At 65.9% G+C, this 22896-nt stretch carries 18 protein-coding genes; 5 read left to right on the top strand and 13 right to left on the bottom strand.

Annotated elements, in window-relative coordinates; translation table 11 throughout:
- Positions 1-37: 37 nt before the first annotated feature.
- Both BT264_RS26025 and BT264_RS26020 read left to right on the top strand, forming a co-directional pair.
- On the top strand, positions 38-1291 hold the full coding sequence (locus BT264_RS26025) for a M20/M25/M40 family metallo-hydrolase (RefSeq protein WP_072441938.1): 1254 nt from the start codon (positions 38-40) through the stop codon (positions 1289-1291).
- A gap of 197 nt (positions 1292-1488) precedes the next feature.
- Positions 1489-1851 carry a YbjQ family protein gene (locus tag BT264_RS26020; RefSeq protein WP_072441940.1) on the top strand — a complete coding sequence of 121 codons (363 nt, stop codon included), beginning with the start codon at positions 1489-1491 and terminating at the stop codon, positions 1849-1851.
- 6 nt (positions 1852-1857) lie between these two features.
- Here BT264_RS26020 and BT264_RS26015 read toward each other — a convergent pair whose 3' ends face one another.
- Both BT264_RS26015 and BT264_RS26010 read right to left on the bottom strand, forming a co-directional pair.
- Positions 1858-3108 carry an MFS transporter gene (locus BT264_RS26015; RefSeq protein WP_072441942.1) on the bottom strand — a complete coding sequence of 417 codons (1251 nt, stop codon included), beginning with the start codon at positions 3106-3108 and terminating at the stop codon, positions 1858-1860.
- Positions 3109-3529: 421 nt separating this feature from the next.
- Complete coding sequence (locus tag BT264_RS26010) at positions 3530-4330, bottom strand: SDR family NAD(P)-dependent oxidoreductase (protein WP_072441944.1); 801 nt, start codon at positions 4328-4330, stop codon at positions 3530-3532.
- Between the two features lie 75 nt (positions 4331-4405).
- Here BT264_RS26010 and BT264_RS26005 point away from each other — a divergent pair, with 75 nt between their 5' ends.
- Entirely contained in the window at positions 4406-5008 is a 603-nt protein-coding gene (locus BT264_RS26005; RefSeq protein WP_072441946.1) for a TetR/AcrR family transcriptional regulator, read from the top strand.
- A 250-nt stretch (positions 5009-5258) separates the two neighbouring features.
- Here BT264_RS26005 and BT264_RS26000 read toward each other — a convergent pair whose 3' ends face one another.
- The 3 genes from BT264_RS26000 to betC all read right to left on the bottom strand — a co-directional run bounded on the left by BT264_RS26000 (position 5259) and on the right by betC (position 9202).
- Positions 5259-6398 (bottom strand): porin, encoded by a 1140-nt coding sequence (locus tag BT264_RS26000; protein WP_034180735.1) that lies wholly within the window; start codon positions 6396-6398, stop codon positions 5259-5261.
- A 257-nt stretch (positions 6399-6655) separates the two neighbouring features.
- Positions 6656-7621 (bottom strand): choline ABC transporter substrate-binding protein, encoded by a 966-nt coding sequence (gene choX, locus BT264_RS25995; RefSeq protein WP_072441948.1) that lies wholly within the window; start codon positions 7619-7621, stop codon positions 6656-6658.
- A 45-nt stretch (positions 7622-7666) separates the two neighbouring features.
- On the bottom strand, positions 7667-9202 hold the full coding sequence (gene betC, locus BT264_RS25990; RefSeq protein WP_072441950.1) for a choline-sulfatase: 1536 nt from the start codon (positions 9200-9202) through the stop codon (positions 7667-7669).
- 241 nt (positions 9203-9443) lie between these two features.
- Between betC and BT264_RS25980 the strand changes: the two genes are divergently transcribed.
- Together BT264_RS25980 and purU are read left to right on the top strand one after the other, a co-directional pair.
- Positions 9444-10349 carry a choline sulfate utilization transcriptional regulator gene (locus BT264_RS25980; protein WP_072441952.1) on the top strand — a complete coding sequence of 302 codons (906 nt, stop codon included), beginning with the start codon at positions 9444-9446 and terminating at the stop codon, positions 10347-10349.
- A 172-nt stretch (positions 10350-10521) separates the two neighbouring features.
- The gene (purU, locus tag BT264_RS25975) at positions 10522-11397 is read left to right on the top strand and encodes a formyltetrahydrofolate deformylase (protein WP_072441954.1); all 876 of its coding nucleotides are present in this window, start codon (positions 10522-10524) and stop codon (positions 11395-11397) included.
- A 159-nt stretch (positions 11398-11556) separates the two neighbouring features.
- Here purU and BT264_RS25970 read toward each other — a convergent pair whose 3' ends face one another.
- From BT264_RS25970 to BT264_RS25935, 8 genes are all read right to left on the bottom strand, one after another.
- The gene (locus BT264_RS25970; RefSeq protein ID WP_072441956.1) at positions 11557-13212 is read right to left on the bottom strand and encodes a trimethylamine N-oxide permease; all 1656 of its coding nucleotides are present in this window, start codon (positions 13210-13212) and stop codon (positions 11557-11559) included.
- Between the two features lie 226 nt (positions 13213-13438).
- Positions 13439-14302 (bottom strand): glycine betaine ABC transporter substrate-binding protein, encoded by an 864-nt coding sequence (locus tag BT264_RS25965; RefSeq protein WP_072441958.1) that lies wholly within the window; start codon positions 14300-14302, stop codon positions 13439-13441.
- 133 nt (positions 14303-14435) lie between these two features.
- Positions 14436-15584 (bottom strand): FAD-binding oxidoreductase, encoded by a 1149-nt coding sequence (locus BT264_RS25960; RefSeq protein WP_072441960.1) that lies wholly within the window; start codon positions 15582-15584, stop codon positions 14436-14438.
- Positions 15585-15613: 29 nt separating this feature from the next.
- Positions 15614-16855, bottom strand: coding sequence for an aromatic ring-hydroxylating oxygenase subunit alpha (locus tag BT264_RS25955; protein WP_034180743.1), 1242 nt, complete (start codon positions 16853-16855; stop codon positions 15614-15616).
- 52 nt (positions 16856-16907) lie between these two features.
- A complete protein-coding gene (locus BT264_RS25950; RefSeq protein WP_072441962.1) occupies positions 16908-17693 on the bottom strand; it encodes an electron transfer flavoprotein subunit beta/FixA family protein in 786 nt (261 codons plus the stop codon).
- Complete coding sequence (locus tag BT264_RS25945) at positions 17690-18856, bottom strand: electron transfer flavoprotein subunit alpha/FixB family protein (protein ID WP_072441964.1); 1167 nt, start codon at positions 18854-18856, stop codon at positions 17690-17692. The genes BT264_RS25950 and BT264_RS25945 overlap by 4 nt, the downstream gene beginning before the upstream one ends.
- Positions 18857-18860: 4 nt before the next feature.
- Positions 18861-20786 (bottom strand): (Fe-S)-binding protein, encoded by a 1926-nt coding sequence (locus BT264_RS25940; protein ID WP_072441966.1) that lies wholly within the window; start codon positions 20784-20786, stop codon positions 18861-18863.
- A 2-nt stretch (positions 20787-20788) separates the two neighbouring features.
- A complete protein-coding gene (locus tag BT264_RS25935; protein ID WP_034180747.1) occupies positions 20789-22852 on the bottom strand; it encodes an NADH:flavin oxidoreductase in 2064 nt (687 codons plus the stop codon).
- Positions 22853-22896 lie beyond the last annotated feature (44 nt).

Raw genomic sequence — 22896 nt, 5'->3', positions numbered from 1 at the left:
CCTCTTCCTCGACATCGTTACCCTAGCGAGATCGAACATGCCTACTCTGAAACTTACCCATCTGAGCGCCGCACTGGGCGGCATGCTGTTGACCGCCGCCGCGCATGCGGCCCCCGCGTGGATCACGCTCGGCGATGCGGCGTTCCGCCAGCTTCAACGCATCGACCCAAGCGCGACCGCGCAGTACAGCACGACGGTCGATGCCGGCAAGACGGCCGACGGCGTCGCGCGCCGCGAAACCGTGCACGTCGTCGAGATCGACGATTCACGACTCGGCGAGCTGGCGCATGCCGTCCACTACATGCGCGGCCACGGGCCCGGCTATGTCGTGCACGACTCGTTCGACGAAGCGCGCCACGCGCTGCAGCCATTGCCGCCGGCGCTCGCGAAGCAGGCCGCGGCACCCGCGTACAAGGTGTCGAACGCGCCGCAGATCGGCACCTGGATCCAGCAACTGCAGGCCAGTAACATCGTCGGCACGATCACGTCGCTGTCGGGCTTCACGAACCGCTACTACACGACGTCGCACGGCGTTGCCGCATCGGACTGGCTCGCGCTGCAGTGGAAGCAACTGGCGGGCTCGCGCGCCGACATCGCCGTCGAGCAATTCGCGCACACGGGCTTTCCGCAGAAATCCGTGATCCTGACGATCCGCGGCAGCGATCCGGCCGCGGGCACCGTCGTGCTGGGCGGCCACCTCGATTCGACCGTCGGCCGCACGACGGAGAACACGCGCTCGCCCGGCGCGGACGACGATGCGTCGGGCATCGCGAGCCTCACCGAAGCGCTGCGCGTGCTGCTCGCGAACAACTACCGGCCGAAGCGGACGATCAAGTTTGTCGGATACGCGGCAGAAGAAGCCGGCCTGCTCGGCTCGAAGGCGATCGCGAAACAGTTCCGCGCGCAGAATGCGAACGTGGTCGGCGTTTTGCAGCTCGACATGACGAACTACAAGGGTGATCCGAAGGACATCTACCTGATCACCGATTACACGAACGCGTCGCAGAACACCTACCTGACGAATCTGGCGAAGACCTACCTGCCGGAACTCGCGATCGGCACGTCGCAGTGCGGGTATGCGTGCTCGGATCATGCGTCGTGGAATGCGCAGGGCTATCCGGCGTCGTTCCCGTTCGAGGCCGACCAGAACGACAGCCCGTATATCCATACCGTGAACGACACGCTGGAGAACTCGGATCGCCAGGCAAACCACGCGCTGAAGTTCGGCAAGCTGGCGCTGGCCTATGCGGTTGATCTTGGCGGGGATGGCTCCGTAGTCGCGAAGCCCTGACGGCAGGCAGTCAAGTCGTTCGTCGATCCGGAAACGAAGGACGCATGTGCTCGCGGTTCGCACACGTGTCCTTCACGAAGGGTCCGCCGCCGGCATCGTGCGTCACCCCCGCCGCACGATTGACTCCCGTCGAATCGCGAACGCGTGCTCATCCGGATAGAATCGTCACTCGACCACTCCGCTACACGCTTCCCCCCATGACCGACACCACCCGCTCCGTCGACGATCTGTCGCCCGCTCGCGTCACGACCGCATTCGACCTGCCCGGCCATACGACCGTTCGCTCGCTCGGCGTCGCACAGGGCATCATCGTGCGTTCGCGCTCGATCGTCGGCTCGTTCGGCGCATCGCTGCAGACGATCTTCGGCGGCAACATCACGCTCTACACGTCGCTGTGCGAGAAAGCCCGCCAGCAGGCATTCGACAAGATGCTCGCCGATGCGCGCAAACTCGGCGCGAACGCAGTCGTCGCAATGCGCTACGACTCGACCGAGATCGGGTCGGGCGTCACGGAAGTGATCTGCTATGGCACGGCCGTGCGTGTGACGCAGGACGCGTGACGCCCATCACACGTCGCGCTCGAGCGACTTCATGTTCGTGAGCTGCGGAAACAGCAGCATCCACGCGAGCGCGACGGCAATCGTCGCAGCACCGCCGACGACGATTGCCGTCGGCGCACCCCACCATGCGGCCGTCACGCCCGATTCGAATTCACCGAGCTGGTTCGACGTGCCGATGAACAGCGAATTGACTGCGCTCACGCGCCCGAGCATGTCGTCTGGCGTACGAAGCTGCACGAGCGACAGGCGCACGACGACACTGACCACGTCCGATGCGCCCAGCGCGGCCAGCGCAACGAGTGACAGCGCGAAGTGCCGCGACAGCCCGAACACGATCGTCGCGATGCCGAACGCGATCACGCCGCCGAACATCGCGCGGCCCGGCCGCCCTTTCAACGGGAAACGCGTAAGCCACAGCGTGCCCGCGAGCGCGCCGACCGCGGGCGCCGCGCGCAATGCGCCGAGCCCCCACGGCCCGACTTGCAGAATGTCGCGCGCGTAGATCGGCAGCAGCGCGGTCGCGCCGCCGAACAGCACCGCGAACAGGTCGAGCGACAGCGCGCCGAGGATCGCCGGTTCGCGCCGAATGAACGCGATCCCCGAAAACACCGAACACAGCGTGACCGGCTCGCGTGCAGGCGGCGCGCTGCGCAACGGAATCGTGCCGCTCAGCACCGCCGCGATCGCGAATGCCACGACGCTTGTGCCGAACGCGGCGGGCGCACCGACACCGTAGAGCAGACCGCCGAACGCGGGCCCGAGGATCTGCGCGGCCTGGTTCGCGGACGTCGACAGCGCGGTCGCGCGCGGCAGGTCGGTGCGAGGCACGACGGCCGGCAGCAGCGACGACACCGACGGCGACTCGAACGCGCGGGCCGTGCCGACGATCGCCGCGAGCGCATACACGACCGGCGCGGCCAGCCACCCTTGCACGGCGCCGAGCAGGAACACGCCGGCGGCCAGCGCCTCGACGCCCTGGCAGATCGTCGCGATGCGCCGGCGGTCGTAGCGGTCGGCCACCTGCCCGACGACGAGCGTCAGCGCGAACATCGGCACGAACTGCGCGAGACCGACGAGACCGAGCGCGAACGCGCTGTGCGTGAGCGCGTACACATACCAGCCGATTGCGACCGACAGGATCTGGAAGGCCAGCGACGACATCACGCGTGTGCCCCAGAAGCGCTGGAACGGTGCGTGACGGAACAGGTTCGCGGGTAACGGGGAGGAAGGGGCGGGTTCGGGTAAGTGGGCGGTCATCGGGGTCTCGGCGATCGGCAGTGCGTGACGCAACCGCTCAACGAGCGGCTACCTGCGCATGTGCGTGCTTGCGCAACGACTTGCCCATCGCGACGCGATATCGGTCCCCGGTCGTGGAGACGGTCGGCTGGACAGCGCAGACGCGGCCAAATCGCGATGATATGCCAATCACGGCAAACGGCCGTTCGATCGGCCGAGGCAGGAGTGCACTACACCGGCGCACCCGTCCCGCACGGCAAAAAAGAAGTTCGTCGTGGATTTCCGGGGAACGCGGGGCAGGCTGTCGGGGATCGGCCAATTGCCGTCACACACCCGGTTGCTGCCTCGGACATTTAAACGACGGATTTCCGACCGTTAGCGCTCCTTCGCCTCGCAGGAGTTCTCGGATTGCCAGCCATGATCGCACTCTCTGTATGTCCGATCAGAACGCAGAGCGGATCGTGCCACCATCGACGCGGATCGTGGCGCCGCTCACGTAGTCGGCATATGGGCTTGCGAGATAAGCAACCGCCGCCGCGATCTCTTCAGGACGGCCAAGGCGGCCGACGTCGTTGGGCACCATGTCGCGAACGCAGCCGCGCTCAATCTCCTCCCACGTCTGACCCCATCCGTGCTGCGGAGCGATGTTCTCGAGCAGTTCCCTGACGGCCGGCACGAGAATCACGCCGGGTGCCACAACATTCGAGGTCACGCCGGAGTCCTTGAGGTCGCGCGCCAGCGAAACAGCTAGGTTGTGCCTAGCGGCAAGCGAGGCGTTGTAGTCAGGCTGCATCGAGACCGGCTGACCGGCGAGTCCGCCGCCGATCTGAATCACGCGGCCCCACCCGCGCTCGCGCATGGCTGGCACCAGCCGCTGAATCATGCGCACGGCGGACAGGACGTTGACCTCATAGGTCTCCATCCACTTGTCGGGTAAGGCAGTGCGCCAGTTCAGATGGTGATAATAGCCAGCGTTATTGACCAGTATGTCGATGGTTCCACCTTCGGTCGCCTTGGCAACCACGGCATTGGCGCCTGCATCGGTTGCCAGATCGCCCAGCGCGACTTCGGCATGGCCGCCTGCCACTGTGATCGCTGCCGCGACCGCCTCTGCACGATCACTGCTGCGGCCATGCACAACCACTGTTGCACCCTCCGCAGCCAGCAACTTGGCAATCGCCTCACCTAGTCCGGCCGTCGATCCCGTCACCAGCACGCGCTTTCCGCTCAGATTCAGATCCATGAGTGTTTCCCTGATCACATTAAATTTATACAATCGTATACTTCCATGCTCAAAAAATCTACAGGTGTTTAATTAATGAGGACGCTGGGCAAAAAAGGCGCGGCTACCCGCGAGGCGATCCTCGCATCCGCGCGACAGGCATTTACGCAATCGGGCTACGATGTCGGTGTACGCGAGATCGCTGAGAACGCGGGAGTCACCGCGATGCTCGTGAATCGTTATTTCGGGTCCAAGGAACAGCTGTTCGAGGAGGTAGTCGACCTGGTTCTTTCGGCTCCGGGCATCCTCACGCGGGAAGTGATGACGAACGCGTCTGACGTATCGACGCTATGCCGCGATGTTGCTGCCGCGCTTGTGGCGAAGACGGCACCGGACAGCACGTCGATGGACGGGTTTCTCATCATGCTGCGATCGGCCAACAATGGGCAGGCCACAGCCATTCTGCGCAGGAAGTTTGAAACGCACTTTGCCCGACCGTTATCTGAGCTGCTGCCCGGCGAAGAAACCTCGCAGCGGGCCGCGATGTTTCTAGCCGTCATTGCCGGCTTCCAAGTCATGCGACAGGTCGTCGAGATGGCCGCATTGGCGCACGCTAAACCGGATCAGTTGGAGCGACAACTAGAGGCGCTCTTCGGGTTGCTGATTATCGGAACTCCGATCAAGCACTTGACTGGCTGAAGTGTTGCGATACATCGCGCGGGGTAACACCAAATCGGCGGTAGCGTTGGTGGGAAGAGCGGGAAAGGGCAGTGCAAATATTGCCTAATGGCGGGTATGGCACATGTTTGAGCCGTCCGCGCATAAATGCCTGGCTGACCGCGAAGGGTCGAACAGCGACATCCCCGGAAATCCGCAAAAAAAAGCGCGAACCGCAGTTCGCGCCAAAGAGAGACCTCGCTGAAGACGTCGCTGCTCCAAACCACCCCGCTCAGAACGAATGCCGCATCCCGATCCGCACGTCGGCCTGCGTCTGCGTCGTCGACGGCGTGAAGCTATAGCCGACCACCGCATCGACGCCGTGCGACGCGCGCAGGTAATCGCCGGAGATATATACGTCGGTGCGCTTCGACAGCAGGTAGTGCAGGCCCGCCGTGCCCTGGTTCCAGTGATGGCCTTCGAAACGCGTATGCTGGTAGCCCGCGATCAGGCTCAGCGCCGGTGTGAACTGGTACAAGCCGCCGCCTTCATACACCTGCATGTGCGACGACTGGCCGAAACCCTTGATCGTCGTGTACGAGAAGTTGGCGTCGAGCGTCAGCTTGCCGATCGTGTAGCTCGAGCCGATGCCGAACGTGCCCTGGCTGTCGACGTCCATCGGCGTGTTCGCGAACAAGTCGGTGCGCGCGCCGGTCGCCGGATCGACGGTGACGGTCTGCTGGCCGAGGAACGTGTGCGTGCCGATCATCGCGTACGGGTCGAACGCATAGATGCCGTTCGGGTTGTTCAGGCGCGTGTACGCAGCGCCGATCGAGAAGTCGCCCTTCGTGAAGCTCGCGCCCGCGCTCCATGCGCTGTTGCGGTGGAAATTGCCCGCGACGTTGCCGAACGAGTACATCGCGCCGAACTTGAAGCCGCTGAGGTCGTTCGACAGGAACTTCACCGAATTCGGCAGGCGGTCGCCGTTGAAGCGGTCGAAGTCGCCCTGGTGGATCGCATAACCGCTGCCCCACGCCGAGATGTTGTAGATCGACACGAGTTCGTTCGTGATGTCGAGCTGGTTGCCGAACGACAGCGTGCCCCAGTCGTTCTGCAGGCCGACATACGCCTGCCGGCCGAACTCCGCGCCGCCGAAGCCGAGCTGCCCGTTGCCGAGGTGGAAGCCGCTCTCGAGGGCGAACACGGCCTTCAGGCCGCCGCCCAGGTCTTCCGTGCCCTTCAGGCCGAAGCGGTTTCCGTACGAGACGCCGTCGTCGAACTTGACCACGTGCGAACCGCCGGTGTTGTTCACGTACGTGATGCCCGCGTCGAGAATCCCGTACAGCGTCACGCTGCTCTGCGCATGGCCAATGGCGGGAATACAGGCCGCGCATGCAAGCGCGGCGGCTACGGCGACTTTCGTGTGCTTCATTATCGACCACCCTCCCTGAACCATTCGATGGAAAGAATCTCGTCCCGGCGCGTGCCGCGATACGCCGGTGGATTCGAATTCAGTACGCCCGCTGGCTTCGGTATTTCGTTTTTCGCAATAACGCAGCCATTGCCGAAAAATACAAACCCATATTTCGGGTCACCCGTCTGAAGGCGACACTAAATGGTCACGATGCGACGGGTCGGGAAAACACGTAGACGGGCGGCACGGCAAAAACCGGCCGCCCGGAGGCTGGGTCAGCGGCCGTCGAGGGCCGCTCGCACGGCCGGCAGGCCCGGTGCGCCGGCGGCCGTCGTCACGCCGTCCAGCCAGCCGGCGACCAGCGCCGGGTCGGCCTTCAGCGCGTGTTGCGCCGCGAGCGCGGGCGACGTTTTGTTATCGAGCATGTCGGCGATCATCCGGTTCTCGACGTCGACGGAGAACGTCATCTGCCGGAACAGCCGCGCAAGGTTCGCGCACTGGCCGGCAAACCCGGCGCGCGTGACCGTGTTGACCGTCGCGCCGCCGTAGTTCGGACCGAAGTACGCGTCGCCGCCCGACAGGTAGGTCAGATGGAACTTCGTGTTCATCAAATGCGGCTCCCACGCGAGAAACACGATCCAGCGCTTGTCGCGCACCGCGCGCTCGACCTGCGTGAGCATGCCCGTCTCGCTCGATTCGACGAGCGACCAGTTCGCCGTACCGAGCGCGTGGTCGGACAGCATCCGCTTGATGTTCTGGTTCGCGGGCGCGCCGGGCTCGATCCCGTAGATCTTGCCGCCGAAGCGGTCTGCATGGCGCGCGAGATCGGCGAACGTATGCACGCCCGCGGCCGCGACGTAGTCGGGCACCGCAAGCGTGAACTTCGCGCCGCTCAGGTTCGCGTGCAGCACGTCGATCGATTTGTCATCGACGAACGGCTTCACGAGCGGCGCCTGCGCGGGCATCCAGTTGCCGAGGAACACGTCGACCTGCCCTTTCTTGAGCCCCTGGTACGTGATCGGCACGGACAGGTTCGCCACGTCCTGCCGATAGCCGAGCGCCTTCAGCACGACGCCCGCCATCGCATTCGTCGCGTCGATGTCGGTCCAGCCTGGCGCCGCCATTTTCACGTCGCTGCACGTCTGCGGGTCGGCCGCATGCGCGCCCTGCATCGTCATCAAGCAGGCGGCCGCGGCGAGCGCCGCGCCGATCCGGATTGCTGCATTGCATTGCGGTTCCATCGCCAGCTTCCTCCGTCGTTCGTCAATGATCGCGATGCGGAGCGCTCAGCGCCCGACCCGCGGAAAACGCGCCATCGCCTCGAGCGTGTCGAGTTCGATGTGATTGCGCATGTAACGCTGGCTCGCGTCGGTGAAGGGCTGCCAGTCCCACGCGTGAATGCGGCCCTGCGTCGCCGCCGCGTAATGGAAGCGCCGGCGCCGCTGGCTCGCGCGCACCTGCCGGTCCAGCTCGGGCAGGTTCCAGCGCTGCGCGGCTTCAACGCGGAACGCCGCGAGCACGCCGGTGGCTTCCGGCGAGCCGGCCAGGTTCGTCAGCTCGCGCGGATCGTCGGCGAGGTTGTAGAGCTGGTCGGGATCGGCCGGGCAATGCACGTATTTCCAGTCGCCGCGGCGGATCATCACGACCGGCGCGACCGCGCCTTCCGCCAGGTATTCGCCGAGCGCGACATCGTGAGCGGGCGTGCCGTGCAGGTGCGGCACGAGGCTTGCGCCGTCGACCGGGTCAGGCCAGCCGCCGGCGGGCGCGGCGCCGGCCAGGTCGACGAGCGTCGGCAGCAGGTCGACGTGCGACACCGGCCCGCGCACGCGCGCGGCGCCGAAGCGGCCCGGCGCATGGACGATCAGCGGCACGCGGCAGCCGCTTTCGAAGAACGTCATCTTGTACCAGAGCCCGCGCTCGCCGAGCATGTCGCCGTGGTCGGACGTGACGATCACGATCGTGTCGTCGGCGAACCCGCACTGCTCGAGCGCGGCCAGCACGCTGCCGAACTGCGTGTCGACGTAGGAGGTTGCGCCGTAGTACGCGCGGCGCGCGGCGCGGATCTGCGCCTCGGTCGGCGGCGTGCGGTCGTTCTCGCAGACGAAGCGCAGCCGCTGCGAATGCGGGTCGCTGTCCGCTGCATCGAGCCGCACGGCCGGCATGTCGATCTCGTCGTCGCGATACAGATCCCAGTATTCGCGCGTGATCGCATACGGGTCGTGCGGATGGGTCAGCGACACGACCATGCAGAACGGCCGCGCGTCATGCCCGGCCGCGCGCTCGCGCGCGACGTCGTACAGCTTCTGCTTCGCGGCGAACGTGACTTCGTCGTCGAAATCGAGCTGGTTCGTGCGCACGCACGGGCCCGCGTCGAGCACCGAGCTCATGTTGTGATACCAGCTCGGCCGCTCCGCCGGGTTGTCCCAATCGGGCACCCAGCCGAAATCGGCCGGATAGATGTCGGTCGTGAGCCGCTCCTCGAAGCCGTGCAACTGGTCGGGCCCGCAGAAATGCATCTTGCCGGACAGCATCGTCCGGTAGCCGCCCGCGCGCAGGTAGTGCGCGAACGTCAGCGTTTGCGCCGGCAATTCGGCGGCGTTATCGTAGGCGCCGATCCCCGACGGCAGCTTGCCGGTCAGCAGCGAGAAACGTGACGGCGCGCACAGCGGGCTCGCGCAATACGCTGCGTCGAACACCACGCCTTGCGAGGCGAGCCGGTCGAGCGTCGGCGTGCGCGCGACGCGGTTGCCGTATGCCGGCAGCGCGAACGGCGTGAGCTGGTCGGCCATCAGGATCAGGATGTTGGGTGTCGGGTTCGTCATCGGCGGTCGTGGGGAAATCGGTGTTCGAATGGAACGGCGCGCCGCTTTGGCGGCGAGACGTCCGGCATGACGGACGCGGCCCGAAGAAAGTGCCGCGCATGCCCGCCGCGACTGGCTAGAATCGCGGAAAGGCCTGGCGCGGCGGCCGTGAAGCGCGTCTGCCGTACCGTCCGATGCACTATCGCCCGCCCGAATCCGGGCGGGAAGGCGTCCTGCCCTTATGGGGCCATTAGAAGGACTTATGTCGAAATCCGAACCGTTACCGTCGATGCAGGCGCTGCGCGCGTTCGAATCGGCCGCCCGGCTCGCGAGCTTCACGGCCGCCGCGCGCGAGCTCGGCTCGACGCAGCCGGCCGTGAGCCAGCAGGTGTTCCAGCTCGAGGCCGAACTCGGTGTGCCGCTGTTCGAGCGCAGCCCGCGCGGCGTCACGCTGACAGCCGACGGCCAGTGCCTGTACGAAGCCGTGCGGCTGAGCCTCGACACGCTGCGCGGCGCCACCGCGACGCTGCGCGCGCGCCGCGAGCACGGCGCGCTCACGATCGTCACCGACTTCGGCTTCGCGACCTACTGGCTGATGCCGCGCCTGGCGGGCCTGAAGCGCGTGATGCCGGATGTCGACGTGCGCGTCGTCACGTCACAGGATTACGACGCGCAGCGCGACCACGGCGACATCGCGATCCTGTTCGGCGACGGCCACTGGCCGTCGTGCACGGCCGCGCGGCTCTTTCCGGAATCCGTCACGCCCGTGTGCTCGCCCGCGTTCCGCGACGCGCATCCGCACGTCGCGCGGGCCGACCAACTGCTCGCGCTGCCGCTGCTGCACGTGCAGCCGACGCGCCCCGAGCGTTGGCTGTCGTGGTCCGGCTGGTTCGACGCGCACGGCCTCGACATGGCGGCCGCCGCGCGCGGCGTGACCTTCAACAGCTACGCGCTCGTGATCCACGCAGCGCTGCTCGGCGAAGGCGTCGCGCTCGGCTGGTCGCCGCTCGTCGACGAGCTCGTCGCGTCCGGCCAGCTCGTGAAGCTCATCGACGCGCCCGTCGTCACGTCGCGCGGCTACTTCCTGGTGCGGCCGCCGCAGCGGCCCGAGCCGGACGCAACCCACGTGTTCCGGCGCTGGCTGCTCGACGCGTGCGCAAGCGCCTGACGAAGCGCGCCTGCCCCCCCGCGCGCTGGCGCGCCGATACCAGCCACACGGCGCGTTGGTTCTATCCTCCCCAAAATCGTCCTGATTTACTTGAGTCTCCCGCAATCCGCGCGGCGCGGCGCTTTGGTGCGCTGCCGCACGGCCGTGCGCCCCATGCCATCCGAGGATTCTCATGACCGCCGAGCACCGCCCCGATCAATTCGTCCTGACACTGTCGTGCTCGAGCGCGGCCGGCCAGGTCGCCGCCGTCGTCGGCTTTCTCGATCGCCATCGCTGCTATGTCGATGCGCTGAACGTGTTCGACGACGATCTCAGCAACCGCTTCTTCGTGCGCTGCGTCTTTCATCCGACGGATGAAACGCTGCAGATCGACGCGCTGCGCCAGGAATTCGCGCCGATCGCGGCCGGCCTCGGCGGCGACATGCAATGGGCGATCCACGACGTGAACGCGCGGCCGAAGGTGCTGATCATGGTGTCGAAGCTCGAGCACTGCCTCGCGGACCTGCTGTTCCGCTGGCGGATGGGCGAACTGAAGATGGACATCGTCGGCATCGTGTCGAACCACCCCGATTTCGAGCCGATGGCCGCGCAGCACGGGCTGCCGTTCCGGCACTTCCCGATCACGGCCGACACGAAGGCGCAGCAGGAAGCGCAGTGGCTCGACTTCTTCGAATCGAGCGGCGCCGAACTCGTGATCCTCGCGCGCTACATGCAGGTGCTGTCGCAGGAGACGAGCGCGAAGCTCGCGAACCGCGCGATCAACATCCATCACTCGTTCCTGCCCGGCTTCAAGGGCGCGAAGCCGTATCACCAGGCGCATGCGCGCGGCGTGAAACTGATCGGCGCGACCGCGCACTTCGTCACCGACGATCTCGACGAAGGCCCGATCATCGAGCAGGTCGTCGAGCGTGTGGATCACGCGCTGCGTCCGGAGCAATTGCTGGCGGTGGGGCGCGACGTCGAAAGCATCACGCTTGCGCGCGCGGTGAAGGCGTTTATCGAGCGGCGGGTGTTTTTGAACGGGGATCGGACGGTGGTGTTTTCGTAAGAGGGCGGCGCGTTCGTTCGAACGCGAAGAAAACGAAAAATGGCCCGACCGGCGTACCGGTCGGGCCATTTTGCAATCGCATTGCGTCTGACGCTTCACGCGACGGCCCCGTGTGCGGTTTCCGGGACCATCGCGCGCGGCGATACGCGCATTACTTCGTCACTTCACCCACGCAAGGTAATACGACAACCAGATCGTCAACCCCGCGCCGATCAGCGCCGCGTAAGGCATCAGATTCAGCCACATGCTGCGCTTCGGCACCTCGAGCTCCATGTCGCGCTGCATCTGCGCCGGGAACCGGCCGCGATCCTGCCAGTAGTGGCGATAGAGAAATACCGGCACGATCAGCAGCATCGCGATCAGGCCATTACGCAGCGTGCCCTCGCCCTGCAGGTTCGCACCCGCGCCGACATACACGAGGTTCGCATAGCCGCAGATCGCTCCGCCGACGAGCAGCCATGTCGGGCAGCGGAACGGCCGATCCCAGTTGCCGCGATCCATCCGGTGGATCCAGCCCGACTGAAGATTCAGGAATACGAACAGCATGTAGCAGACATTCGAGATCGACAGCACCGTCATGTAGTCCGACATCATCAGCAACACGAGGTTGAAGCCGAGATCGGTCCACATCGCGCGCGTTGGCGAGCCGTGCTCGTTCACGTGCGACAGGTACTTCGGCAGCCAGCCGTCCACCGATGCCTGGTACAGCGTGCGCGACGAGCCCATCATCGACGTCATCACGATCAGCAGGATCGACAGCATCAGCATCACGACGACCGCATTCGCGACCCACGCGCCGCCGCCGACGATCTTCGCCATCGCGGCCGCGACGCCGGTGCCGTCGCCGATCGCCGGATCGAGCATCGCCTGCGTGCCGAGTGCACCCTGGAACGCCAGCGGCACGAGCGTCATCACGACGAGACACAGCGCACCCGACCAGAAGATCGCCTTCGCGGTGTCACGGCGCGGATCGCGGAATTCGCGCGTGTAGCAGACAGCCGTCTCGAAGCCGTACGACGCCCAGCTGGCCATGAACATCGCACCGAGCGCCATCGTGACGCCCTGCCCGTTCCACGAACCGAACGTCGCGGCCGTGAGATTGCCGTGCGCGTCGTGACCGAGCGGCAGCAGCGGGAGCAGGTTCGACATCGGTACGTCACCGGTGACGAACGGCACGATGCCGACGATCAACAGCGGCGTGAGCGATGCGATGCCGAGAATGCGCTGCGTGCGCGCAGCCTTCGATGCACCGCTGTGCTGAAGCTTGAACGTGATGAGAAGCAGGATTGTCGCGATGATGAACGTCGCGTTGATCCGCAAGGACAGACCAGGCTTGATAAAGCTCAGGTCCGCTAACTTGAGCTGCCAATGCAGCACCGCCGCGTTGGCGGGAAAGAGACTCGTGAGCGCATAGCTCGCCGCGAGGCCGCAGCCGAGCGCAAGCATCGGCGACCACGCGAGCCAGTTGCACCACACGGACACCGGGGCAATCAGCTTGCTGTAACGGACCCAGCCGATCGCGCCATACACCGACGCGCCGCCCGATTTATGAGGAAATAGCCCCGATATTTCCGCATAAGTCGCGCTTTGGATCAGCCCCATCGTGATCGCGGCGATCCAGATCGCCCACGCGGGCTGGCCGATCGTCGCGCATACGCCGCCGATCGTGAACAGCACGCCTGCCGGCACGCCGCTCGTTACCCAGAATGCGTCTTTCCAAGTCAGGCCACGATGCAGCGTGTGGCCCGTCGAATCATGTGAGATCGTTGCCTCAACATCACTGGTGCTGTTCGCACGCAGTCCTGCTTGACTCATCCAATTCCTCCTCTCGATCAGAGTTAGCGCTTCAGCGCTTACTCTGGTCCGATGCAAAGCAGATGATTCCGCACAAGGGCCGTAGTGTAACAACTTAAGCACTTTTTTGCAGAATCAGTAAAAGAAAACCGGGATATGGCTGCATGAATTCACGATTATTTCGGATTCCTGCATGCCATTCCCGGCGTATTTTTTATGGTGCTTCGTACGACAAAGCGCTTGGTGCTTACTGCGCGCCTTCCGTCCACGAATTCACGCGGTCGGCATGCGCCGCGATCCACGCGTCGGCGGCCGCTTCCGGCTTCGAACCGTTCTGGATCGCCAGCATCACGCTGTCGATTTCACCCGGCTTCCACTGGAATTTCTTCAGGAACGCGACGACCGGCTTGGCCTTCGTTTCGAGGCCCGGATTCGCGACGCTGTCGACGTGCTCCGCGCCACCGAACACCTTCTTCGGATCCTCGAGGAAGCGCAGCTTCCACTTCGCGAACATCCAGTGCGGCGCCCAGCCGGTCACGATGACCGGCTTGTTCGCGTTGACCGAACGCGACAGCTCGGCCGTCATCGCGCTGCCCGAGCTCGGCATCAGCGTGTAGTTCAGCCCGTAGCTCTTGATCGCTTCGTCGGTCTTGCGCATCACGCCGGCGCCCGCGTCGATGCCGACGATCCGGCCGCCGAAACTGGCCTTCTCCGCGTTCAGGTCGTCGATGCTCTTCGCCTTCACGTACGCGGGCACGATCAGGCCGATCTTCGCATCCGGGAAATTCGCGCCGAGGTCGACGACCTTGGCCTTGTACTCATCCCAGTACGAGCCGTGCGTGACCGGCAGCCATGCGGACAGCGTCGCGTCGAGATCGCCGCGCGCGACGCCCTGCCACATGATCCCGGCAGCGACCGGCACGAGCTGGACCTGGTAGCCGAGCTTCTTCTCGATGACGCGGGCCGCGACGTTCGACGTCGCGACGCTGTCGTCCCAGCCTTCGACATAGCCGATCTTCAGCGTCGGCTTCGTATCGGCAAGCGCGGACGCACTCAATGCCACCATTGCCGACAGTGCGCCGGTCCACAACAGTTTTCCGAACAACTTCATGGTCGATCTCCTTGATATGCGCCTGCGCGCGTTGCCTCTCTAGGTTCTTCAACCACAAATCCGCGGTATCGTTGTTTTCCGACGGATGCTTGTCCGGACGCGACGCGCCCGGACAGCCGATGGCGCGATTTGACTACTTGTCGATCACGAGATCGGACAGCGGCTTGCTGCAGCACAGCAGCACCATGCCCTGATCGATCTCGCGCTGGCGGATGCCGCCGTTGTGTTTCATCTCGACCTGCCCCGACACGAGCTTCACCTTGCAGGTGCCGCACATGCCCTGCGTGCACGAGGCCGGCAGCCGCACGCCCGACTGGCGCGCCGCGTCGAGCACATGCTGCTCCGAGCCGCACGCGATCTCGCGGTTGCTCTTCGCGAAGCTGACCGTGTACTGCTTCGTCCCGGCGTCGCCGCCTTCGGCCGGCGGCGCGAGATCGGCGAGCAGCTCGTCGCTCGCGGTCTGCGCGAGCGTTTCGAACGAGAAGCTCTCCTCATGATACTGCTTGCGATCGAAACCGGCTTCGTCGAGCAGGTCGCGCACGGCCTTCATGTACGGCGCGGGGCCGCACGTGAAGATTTCGCGCTCCATGAAATCCGGTGCGATCAGCTTCAGCAGCGGCAGCGTCAGGAAGCCCGTGACGCCCGGCCAGTTCGTGCGCGCGCCGACGCGCTCGACGACGAACGACGTGCGGAAATTCGTGTGATTCGACGCGATCAGGTCGAGCTCGCGCGCGAAGATGATGTCGTCCGGCGTACGCGCGCTGTGCACGAACAGGATGTCGCGGTCTTCCGCGAGATCATGGTGTGCGCGGCTCATCGACATCAGCGGCGTGACGCCCGAGCCGGCCGACAGGAACAGGTACTTGCGCGCCGGATGCCGCGCGCACGTGAATTCGCCGGCCGGGCCGAGCACCCGCACCGATGCGCCCGGCTGCAGGTTGTCGTGCAGCCAGTTCGACACCTTGCCGCCCGGCACGCGCTTGACGGTGATCGACACCGTGTGCGGCCGCGCCGGCGACGACGAGATCGTGTAGCAGCGGTTGATCGTTTCGCCGTCGATGTCGAGCTCGAGCGTGAGGAACTGCCCGGGTTCGAACGAGAACGCGCGACCCTGCGGCGAACGGAAGAAGAAACTCTTCACGTCGTGCGTTTCCTGCCGCACCTGGCAGCACACCAGCGTTTCCTCGACGTCGCTCGTCCAGCGCTCAGGAAGAGCGTTCCAGAACGCCGGGCGTGTTACCCGGCTGTCCGTCGGCTCGAAATTGGCCGCATCTCGCATCATGTCTTGCTCCGCTTGTTCGCTGCTGGATACTATTCGCCGGTTTTTTCGGCGAGCCGGCCGATGTACCAGGCCGAGAATTTTTCGACGAGACCTTCCGTGTACGGCGAATACGGGCCCGGCTCGTACGCGCTGCTGTTCGCGCCGCGCTGCGAGAATTCGACGAGCGCGCGATCCTGGTCGTTGGTCGCGTTCCACACGGCCGTGAGGTTCTTCACGTCGTAGTCGATGCCTTCCTTCGCGTCCTTGTGCACGAGCCACTTCGTGCGCACGAGCGTCTTGCCGGCCGACAGCGGGATCACCGAGAACGTCACGATGTGATCGCTCATGAAGTGGTGCCACGAGTTCGGCTGCGTCCAGAACGACAGCCCGCCGAGATCGGCCTTCTCGAATCCACCAAGCAGCTTCTTCGACGCGACCTTCGCATCGAGCGTCTGCGATTCGCCGCTGCGGTCGAGCGGCAGGCGCTGCGTGCGGAAGCCCGTCACGTCGAGCAGCTTCTCGATCTCGGCGGACGGCAGGCCCATCTCGGCCCACTCCTTCCCGCGCCGGACGCACGTCTCCGCAAACGCGTCCATGCCCTCGGCGTTGGCGTCGGAACGCTGGTAGCCGAAGCCGTATTCGTACAGCGAGATCGTCAGCTCCGGATGGTTCGCGACGCAGTGATAGCACTCGCGGTTGTTCTCCATCGTGAGCTTCCAGTTGCCTTCCTCGATGATGTCGATCTGCGCGGCGATCTTCGTGCTCGGCAGGTCGTGCGGCAGCAGGTACGGCTCCATCTCGGCGCGCATCTTCGCGAAGTCGACCGGCGGCTCCTCGGCGAGGCAGATGAAGATCAGGCCCGCGAGGTTCTCGACGTGCACCGACTTCAGGCTGTGCTTGCAGCGGTCGAACTGCTCGCCCATGTGCTCGGCGAACATCAGCTGGCCCGTCAGGTTGTAGGTCCAGCTGTGGTACGGGCACACGATGTTGCCGACCGAGCCTTTGTCCTCGTTGCACAGGCGCGCGCCGCGGTGACGGCATACGTTGTGGAACGCGCGGATCGCCATGTCGTCGTCGCGCACGATCAGGATCGAATCGCTCCCCAGTTCCACGGTCAAGTAGTCGCCCGGCTCGGGAATGTCCGGCTCGACCGCCACCTGGATCCAGTGCTGGCGGAAAATCGCCTCCATGTCGAGCGCGAAAATTTCCTCGCTCGTGTAAAACGGTGCGTCGAGGCTGTGCCCTACCTTGCGCCGCTCGATCAGTGCACGAATGTCTGCCGATACTTTCATCGTTTGCTCCGGATTCCTTGCATCCCTGGGTTCTTGCCGACAGGCATCAAAATCAGTAGTCGATGAGCTGATGCTCGCGCAAATACGCGAGGATCACTTGTGCTTTTTCGACCGAACTCCCTTCATTTACGACGTTGCCGCCACGGCTTTCGGTCGTCGTCGCGGACAGCATCCGGGCATGCCCGGAGCGCTTCTCGGCGGCGACCAGTTTTACGGGTTTACGCTCGACCGGACCGACCGTCCACGCTGCCGCGTCGGCGTCCGCGCCGGGCGCCGCGAGCGCCGGCCGGATCGCGCCGGCACGCAGCCGCGCATACGCGTAGCGCGGCTCGGCATTGGCGAGCGGATGGACGGCGACGACGGCCGGCAGCGCGGCGTCGACACGGCGCCGCAGCCCCTTCGGCAAAAATTGCCGCACGGCTGCACGACCGCCTTCTACCGTCACGTCGACGGCCGAGCCGACCAGCGGATAACCGAGCGCTGCGGCGATGCGATACGGCAGCATCCCGGTGTCGTACGCGCCCTCGGCGCGCGTGCCGGTCAGCACGAGGTCGTAGCCTTCGACGCGCGCGGCGAGCGCATGCACGGCATCGTCGCCGTCGCGGCAGGCCAGCACTTCGACCTCCCGCGCGCCGAGCGCGAGATATTCGGCAAGCGCCGCGTTCGCGGGGTCGCCTGCGTGGATCACGTCGAGCTGCGCGCGATGCCGTTCCGCAAGCTGGCGGCCGGTTTCGAGCGCGGCCGCGTCGTTGCGGCTGTAGCGCGCGACGCCGCTGACCGGGTGCCGGCCGACGGACACGAGCACCGCGATGCGTTGCAACTGGCGAGGGGCGTTCATGCTGCGACTCCTTCCGGTTCACGGTTGCCGACCGCTGCCGGCGATTGTCCGCGCGCGACCCGCGCGGCCTGCACCTGTTCGATCAGCGCGGCGATCGTCGCCTGTGCATCGCCGACCACCGTCAGGTTCGCGCGCTTCGCGATCGGCGCGCTGCCGTCGAGATTCACCGCGATCACGTGGCGGCAGTCCTTGATCCCCTGCAGATGCTGCACCGCGCCCGAGATGCCGAACGCGATATACACGCTCGCCTCGACCGTCTTGCCGGTCGCGCCGACCTGCTTGTCGCGAGTGAAGTGGCCGTTGTCGACCGCGACACGGCTCGCGCCGATCGCCGCGCCGAACACACCGGCCAGCCGCTCGAACGCGCCGATGTCGGACACGCCGTTGCCTGCCGACACGATGAAATCGGCTTCCTCGAGCGCGACCCGCGCCGCATCGATTTCCTCGAGGCCGAGATCGCGATACGGCTGCGCGGCATCATGGGCCGGGCGGATGAAATCGGCGGCCAGGCGTTCGCCCGCCCCGACGAACGGCAGCTTCGCGTCGACCGCGTTCTGCGCGAGCAGGATCACGTCGGGCAGCCCGCGCGTCGCGAACGCGCGGCCGGCCTGCGCATACGCGCCGACATGCTTCGCGTCGATCTCGACCACGTGGGTCGCGACGCTCGCGCCGGCGACCGCCGCGTAACGTCGGCCGAGATCGCCGTCGCCCGTCGCGTTGTCGGGCACGAACACGTGCTTCGGCGCGAGTGCTGCAACACACGCCTGCAACACTTGCAATTCGCTTTCAGGGTCGAATGCGCGGCGATCGAAGCCGGCGAGTTCAACCAGCTTGTCGACGCCGAGTTCGGCCACGTCGTCCTTCAATTCGCCGAATGCGAGCAGCGCGACTTCGGTCTGGGCATCGGCGAGCAATGCTGCGGCAGCAATCGCCTGCCGTGCATGCTCGTCGAGCGCGCCGCGTTCGCCGTGCGCGACCACCAGCATCGTGTGCTTCGGCTCCTGCACCGCGCGGCGCGGCTTCGCGGCAGCCGCGTGGCCGTGCGCGGACCAGTGCGCGGCGCTCGCGTCGGCGCTGCCTTCCTCGCCGAGCGTGATGCGCTTCAGGCCCGCGGCCGTGATGATGAACGGCCGGCGCGGATCGATTCGTTTGATCGTATTCATCGATTCACTCCAGCGAGGCGGCAACGAGTTCGGCCACGTCGAGCACGTCGGGGCGCGGGCCCACGACGCCTTCGAGCATCGCCGTGCAGTTCGGGCACGCAACCGCGACCACGTCCGCGCCGATCGTGCGTGCGTCGGCGATGCGGATGTCCGGAATGCGCTGCTTGCCGGGGATGTCGGTCAGCGGCGCACCGCCGCCACCGCCGCAGCAGCGGCCGCGCATGCCGTTGCGCTCCATCTCGACGACCTGGATGCCGATCGTCTTCAGCAGCTTGCGCGGTGCTTCCGTCTCGCCGTTATAGCGGCCGAGGTAGCACGGGTCGTGATACGTGGTGCGCTTCTCGCGCAGCGCTTCGACGGCCTTCGGCGCGATCTTGCCGCTGTCGGCCAGTTCGGCGAGATAGGTCGTGTGGTGCTTGACCGTCACGCGCAGCCCGAGCGCACGGTATTCGTTGCGCAGGCTGTGCATCACGTGCGGATCGGCCGTCACGATCTGCTTGTACGACAGCGTGCCGAGCGTGCCGATCAGGCGCTTCGCCATCTGCTGGAACGTCGCCTCGTCGCCGAGCCGGCGCGCGACGTCGCCCGTGTCGGTCTCGGTCGAGCCGAGCACCGCGTAGTCGACGCCCGCCTTGTTCAGCACCTTGACGAACGCGCGCAGCGTGCGCTGGTAGCGCATGTCGAACGCGCCTTCGCCCGCGACGAACAGCACGTCGACCGGCTTGCCCGGCTGCGCGACGGGCGCGCTCAGGTCGACCGACCAGTCGTAGCGCGCGGCCGTGTCGTAGCCGCCCATCGTGCCCGTCTCGCGCAGGTTCGCCAGTACTTCCTGGCCCTTGCCCGGCACCGAGCCGTGCACGAGCGTGCGGTTGCGGCGCATGTCGACGATCGCGTCGACGTGTTCGATCAGCATCGGGCATTCCTGCACGCACGCGCGGCAGGTCGTGCACGACCACAGCGTCTGTTCTTCGATCAGGCCCGACACGATCGGACCGTTCGGCTCGCCGCGATGCTGGCCGACCGCGAGGCCCGGAGTCGGACTGCCCGCGTACGCCGCATCGGTGCCGCCGGCCATGCCGACCACGAGATCCTGGATCAGCTTCTTCGGGTTCAGCGGCTGGCCCGACGCGAACGCGGGGCACGCGGCTTCGCACTTGCCGCACTGCACGCACGCGTCGAAGCTCAGCAGCTGATTCCAGCGGAATTCGACCGGCTTCGCAACACCGTACTCCTGATGCTCGATATCCGGCAGCTTCAGCGCGGTCGGCGGCGTGGCCGTGCCGTTGCCCGTGAACGACTCGCGCGTGGTCGCGAAGCGCTCCTGGCGCGGGTGGAAGGCGAGGTGCAGCAGGCCGGCGATCGCATGCTTCATCGGGCCGCCCTTCGCGGCACCGACCGTCATCGTGAATGCGCCGATGCCGATCAGCAGCGCGCAGAGCACCGCGAACGCGCCCGACATCGCGCCGGTCGGCACCAGCATGAACAGCACGAGGCCGAGCGCGAACGAGCCGAGCAGCCAGGGCAGCGTATTCCACGGGCCGCGCGACAGGCGGGCGGGCACGTCCTTGGCCGCGCGCCGGCGCCACACGAACACCGCGCCGACCAGCATCGCGAGCGCCGCGAGGAAGATCAGCTTGTCGAGCCACGGCGAATAGATCGCAAGACCGTAGTTGACGAACACCAGCGCGAGCGCGCCGATCGCGCCACCGGCGGTCGCGACGTGGGTCTTCGCGATGTACGGATCGCGGGCGACCACATGGTGCAGGTCGACGAAATAACGCTTCGGAATCGCGAACAGGTTCGCGACGCCGAACGAGCCGGGCGCCGTGGCCCGGCCGAGACGCCAGTAGGACGAACGCTTCGCGACCGCGAACGCGAGCCCCGCCACCGACAGCCACAACAGTGCGGTAATGAGGAGGGACGGATTCATCTTCAGAAATCCTTCACGAGACGCAGCGAGTCGTAGATCGCGCCGTGGACGTTGTGCATCGAGATGCAGTCGCCGACACGGAACAGCAGGAAACGGCCGTTGCCGAGTTCTTCCGACAGGCACGGCTGCGGCTCGGCCGCAAACAGCGTGTGCGGATCGATCTGGCCGCGGTTCAGCGATTCCGGCTTGAGCTTCCAGTACAGCTCGTCGTTCGGCGACGAACCGTTCTCGATCACCACCTGGTCGACCGCACGCTCCTCCAGTTCTTCCGTGTACTCGTTGCGCAGCACGGCGATCTTCTTGCCGTCTTCTTCATAGACGCGGTCGAGCATCGTGTTCGGCGTGGGGATCACGCCGAGCGCGTACAGGCGGCGATAGAAGATCGGGAACGTCGTGCCGCCGCAATCGTCGGCCACCTTCACGTCCGGCGTGACGACCTCGACCTTCGAGCCGCGGCTCGCCATGAAGTCGGCCACGCCCGCGCCCGCATGGGTGCTCACGCCGTCGAACAGCAGCACGTTCTGCTTCGGCTCGACCTTGCCGGTCAGGATGTCCCACGAGCTGACGGCAAGGCCTTCGGCCACGCCCCAGCCCGGCACCTGCCACGTGAAGCTCGAACCGCCCGTCGCCAGCACGACGATGTCCGGCTTCTCGGCCATGATCATCTTCTCGTCGGCGGCGACGCCGAGGCGGCGATCGACGCCCAGGCGCTTGGTTTCCATGTCGAACCAGCGGATGATCCCAGACATCTGTTCGCGCTGCGGCGCCTTCGCGGCGATCATCACCTGGCCGCCCACTTCCGCGTTCTTCTCGAACAGCACGACGTCGTGGCCGCGCAGCTTCGCGACGCGCGCCGCCTCGAGGCCGGCCGGGCCGGCGCCCACCACCACCACCTTGCGCTTCGGGCCGCGCGACTTCTCGATGATGTGCGGCATCGTCGCTTCGCGCGACGTCGCGGCGTTTTGAATGCACAGCACGTCGAGGCCGTTGTACTGGCGGTCGATACAGTAGTTCGCGCCGACGCACTGCTTGATTTCGTCCTCGCGGCCGTCGCGAATCTTGATCACCATGTGCGGATCGGCGATCTGCGCGCGCGTCATGCCGACCAGGTCGATCATGCCGTTCGCGAGCAGGCGCTCGGCCTGGCCCGCATCGCGGATGCTCTGCGCGTGCATCACCGGAATCTTCACGACCGACTTGATGCCGGCCGCGAGGTGCACGAACGGCTCCGGCGGCAATGCCATCGGCGGCATGCAGTTGGCGATCGTGTTGTGCGTGTCGCCGCCCGAACCGACCACGCTCAGGTAGTCGATCAGGCCCGTCTCCGACATCGCCTGCGCGATTTCCTTCAGCGCCTCGTGATCGAGGCCGTCCTCGTGGAATTCGTCGCCGCACATGCGCAGGCCGACGCAGAAATCCTTGCCGACCGCCTCGCGCACCGCCGTCAGCACCTCGATGCCGAAACGCAGGCGGTTCTCCAGGCTGCCGCCCCATTCGTCGGTGCGGTGGTTCGAGCGCTTGCTCCAGAACTGGTCGATCAGGTGCTGGTGAGCGGCCGAGATTTCGATGCCGTCCATGCCGGCGGCCTTCACGCGCTTCGCGGCTGCCGCGAAATCGCCGATGATGCGGCGGATTTCCTCGATCTCGATGATCTTCGCGTTGCCGCGGTGCACCGGCTCGCGCACGCCCGACGGCGACATCAGGTGCGGCCAGTGCTCGCCGTGGAACGACGAACGGCGGCCCATGTGCGTCGCCTGGATCATGATCTTCGCGCCGTGCTTGTGCATCGTGTCGGCGAGACGCGTGAGCGGATCGATGATCTTGTCATTCGACAGGTTCACCGATTTCCACCAGCCCTGCGGGCTGTCGATCGACACCGGGCTCGACCCGCCGCAGATCGCGAGGCCGACGCCACCCTTCGCCTTTTCTTCGTAGTAGCGGATATAGCGGTCGCCCGGCAGGCCGCCCGGCTCGGCATACACCTCGGCGTGCGCGGTGCTGACGATCCGGTTGCGCAGCGTCAGCTGGTTCAGCTGCATGGGTTTGAACAGGTGGGGATAACGCATCGCAGGCGACCTCTGGCGTTCGAATGTCTCGTGTTGCGGGTGTT

This window comes from Burkholderia sp. NFPP32 (genome assembly GCF_900119325.1).
In the GTDB taxonomy this organism is placed as follows: Bacteria; Pseudomonadota; Gammaproteobacteria; order Burkholderiales; family Burkholderiaceae; genus Burkholderia; species Burkholderia pyrrocinia_C.
Note: the sequence above shows the minus strand (reverse complement) of the source record. Positions and strands in the feature narration are given on the sequence as shown.

Coding starts and splice junctions, on each gene's coding strand:
- BT264_RS25970 (WP_072441956.1), bottom strand. CDS start 13,212: ATGAGTCAAGCAGGACTGCGTGCGAACAGCACCAGTGATGTTGAGGCA.
- BT264_RS26025 (WP_072441938.1), top strand. CDS start 38: ATGCCTACTCTGAAACTTACCCATCTGAGCGCCGCACTGGGCGGCATG.
- BT264_RS26020 (WP_072441940.1), top strand. CDS start 1,489: ATGACCGACACCACCCGCTCCGTCGACGATCTGTCGCCCGCTCGCGTC.
- betC (WP_072441950.1), bottom strand. CDS start 9,202: ATGACGAACCCGACACCCAACATCCTGATCCTGATGGCCGACCAGCTC.
- BT264_RS25960 (WP_072441960.1), bottom strand. CDS start 15,584: ATGATGCGAGATGCGGCCAATTTCGAGCCGACGGACAGCCGGGTAACA.
- BT264_RS25980 (WP_072441952.1), top strand. CDS start 9,444: ATGTCGAAATCCGAACCGTTACCGTCGATGCAGGCGCTGCGCGCGTTC.
- BT264_RS25950 (WP_072441962.1), bottom strand. CDS start 17,693: ATGAACGCCCCTCGCCAGTTGCAACGCATCGCGGTGCTCGTGTCCGTC.
- purU (WP_072441954.1), top strand. CDS start 10,522: ATGACCGCCGAGCACCGCCCCGATCAATTCGTCCTGACACTGTCGTGC.
- BT264_RS26015 (WP_072441942.1), bottom strand. CDS start 3,108: ATGACCGCCCACTTACCCGAACCCGCCCCTTCCTCCCCGTTACCCGCG.
- choX (WP_072441948.1), bottom strand. CDS start 7,621: ATGGAACCGCAATGCAATGCAGCAATCCGGATCGGCGCGGCGCTCGCC.
- BT264_RS25945 (WP_072441964.1), bottom strand. CDS start 18,856: ATGAATACGATCAAACGAATCGATCCGCGCCGGCCGTTCATCATCACG.
- BT264_RS25940 (WP_072441966.1), bottom strand. CDS start 20,786: ATGAATCCGTCCCTCCTCATTACCGCACTGTTGTGGCTGTCGGTGGCG.
- BT264_RS25955 (WP_034180743.1), bottom strand. CDS start 16,855: ATGAAAGTATCGGCAGACATTCGTGCACTGATCGAGCGGCGCAAGGTA.
- BT264_RS25965 (WP_072441958.1), bottom strand. CDS start 14,302: ATGAAGTTGTTCGGAAAACTGTTGTGGACCGGCGCACTGTCGGCAATG.
- BT264_RS26010 (WP_072441944.1), bottom strand. CDS start 4,330: ATGGATCTGAATCTGAGCGGAAAGCGCGTGCTGGTGACGGGATCGACG.
- BT264_RS26005 (WP_072441946.1), top strand. CDS start 4,406: ATGAGGACGCTGGGCAAAAAAGGCGCGGCTACCCGCGAGGCGATCCTC.
- BT264_RS26000 (WP_034180735.1), bottom strand. CDS start 6,398: ATGAAGCACACGAAAGTCGCCGTAGCCGCCGCGCTTGCATGCGCGGCC.
- BT264_RS25935 (WP_034180747.1), bottom strand. CDS start 22,852: ATGCGTTATCCCCACCTGTTCAAACCCATGCAGCTGAACCAGCTGACG.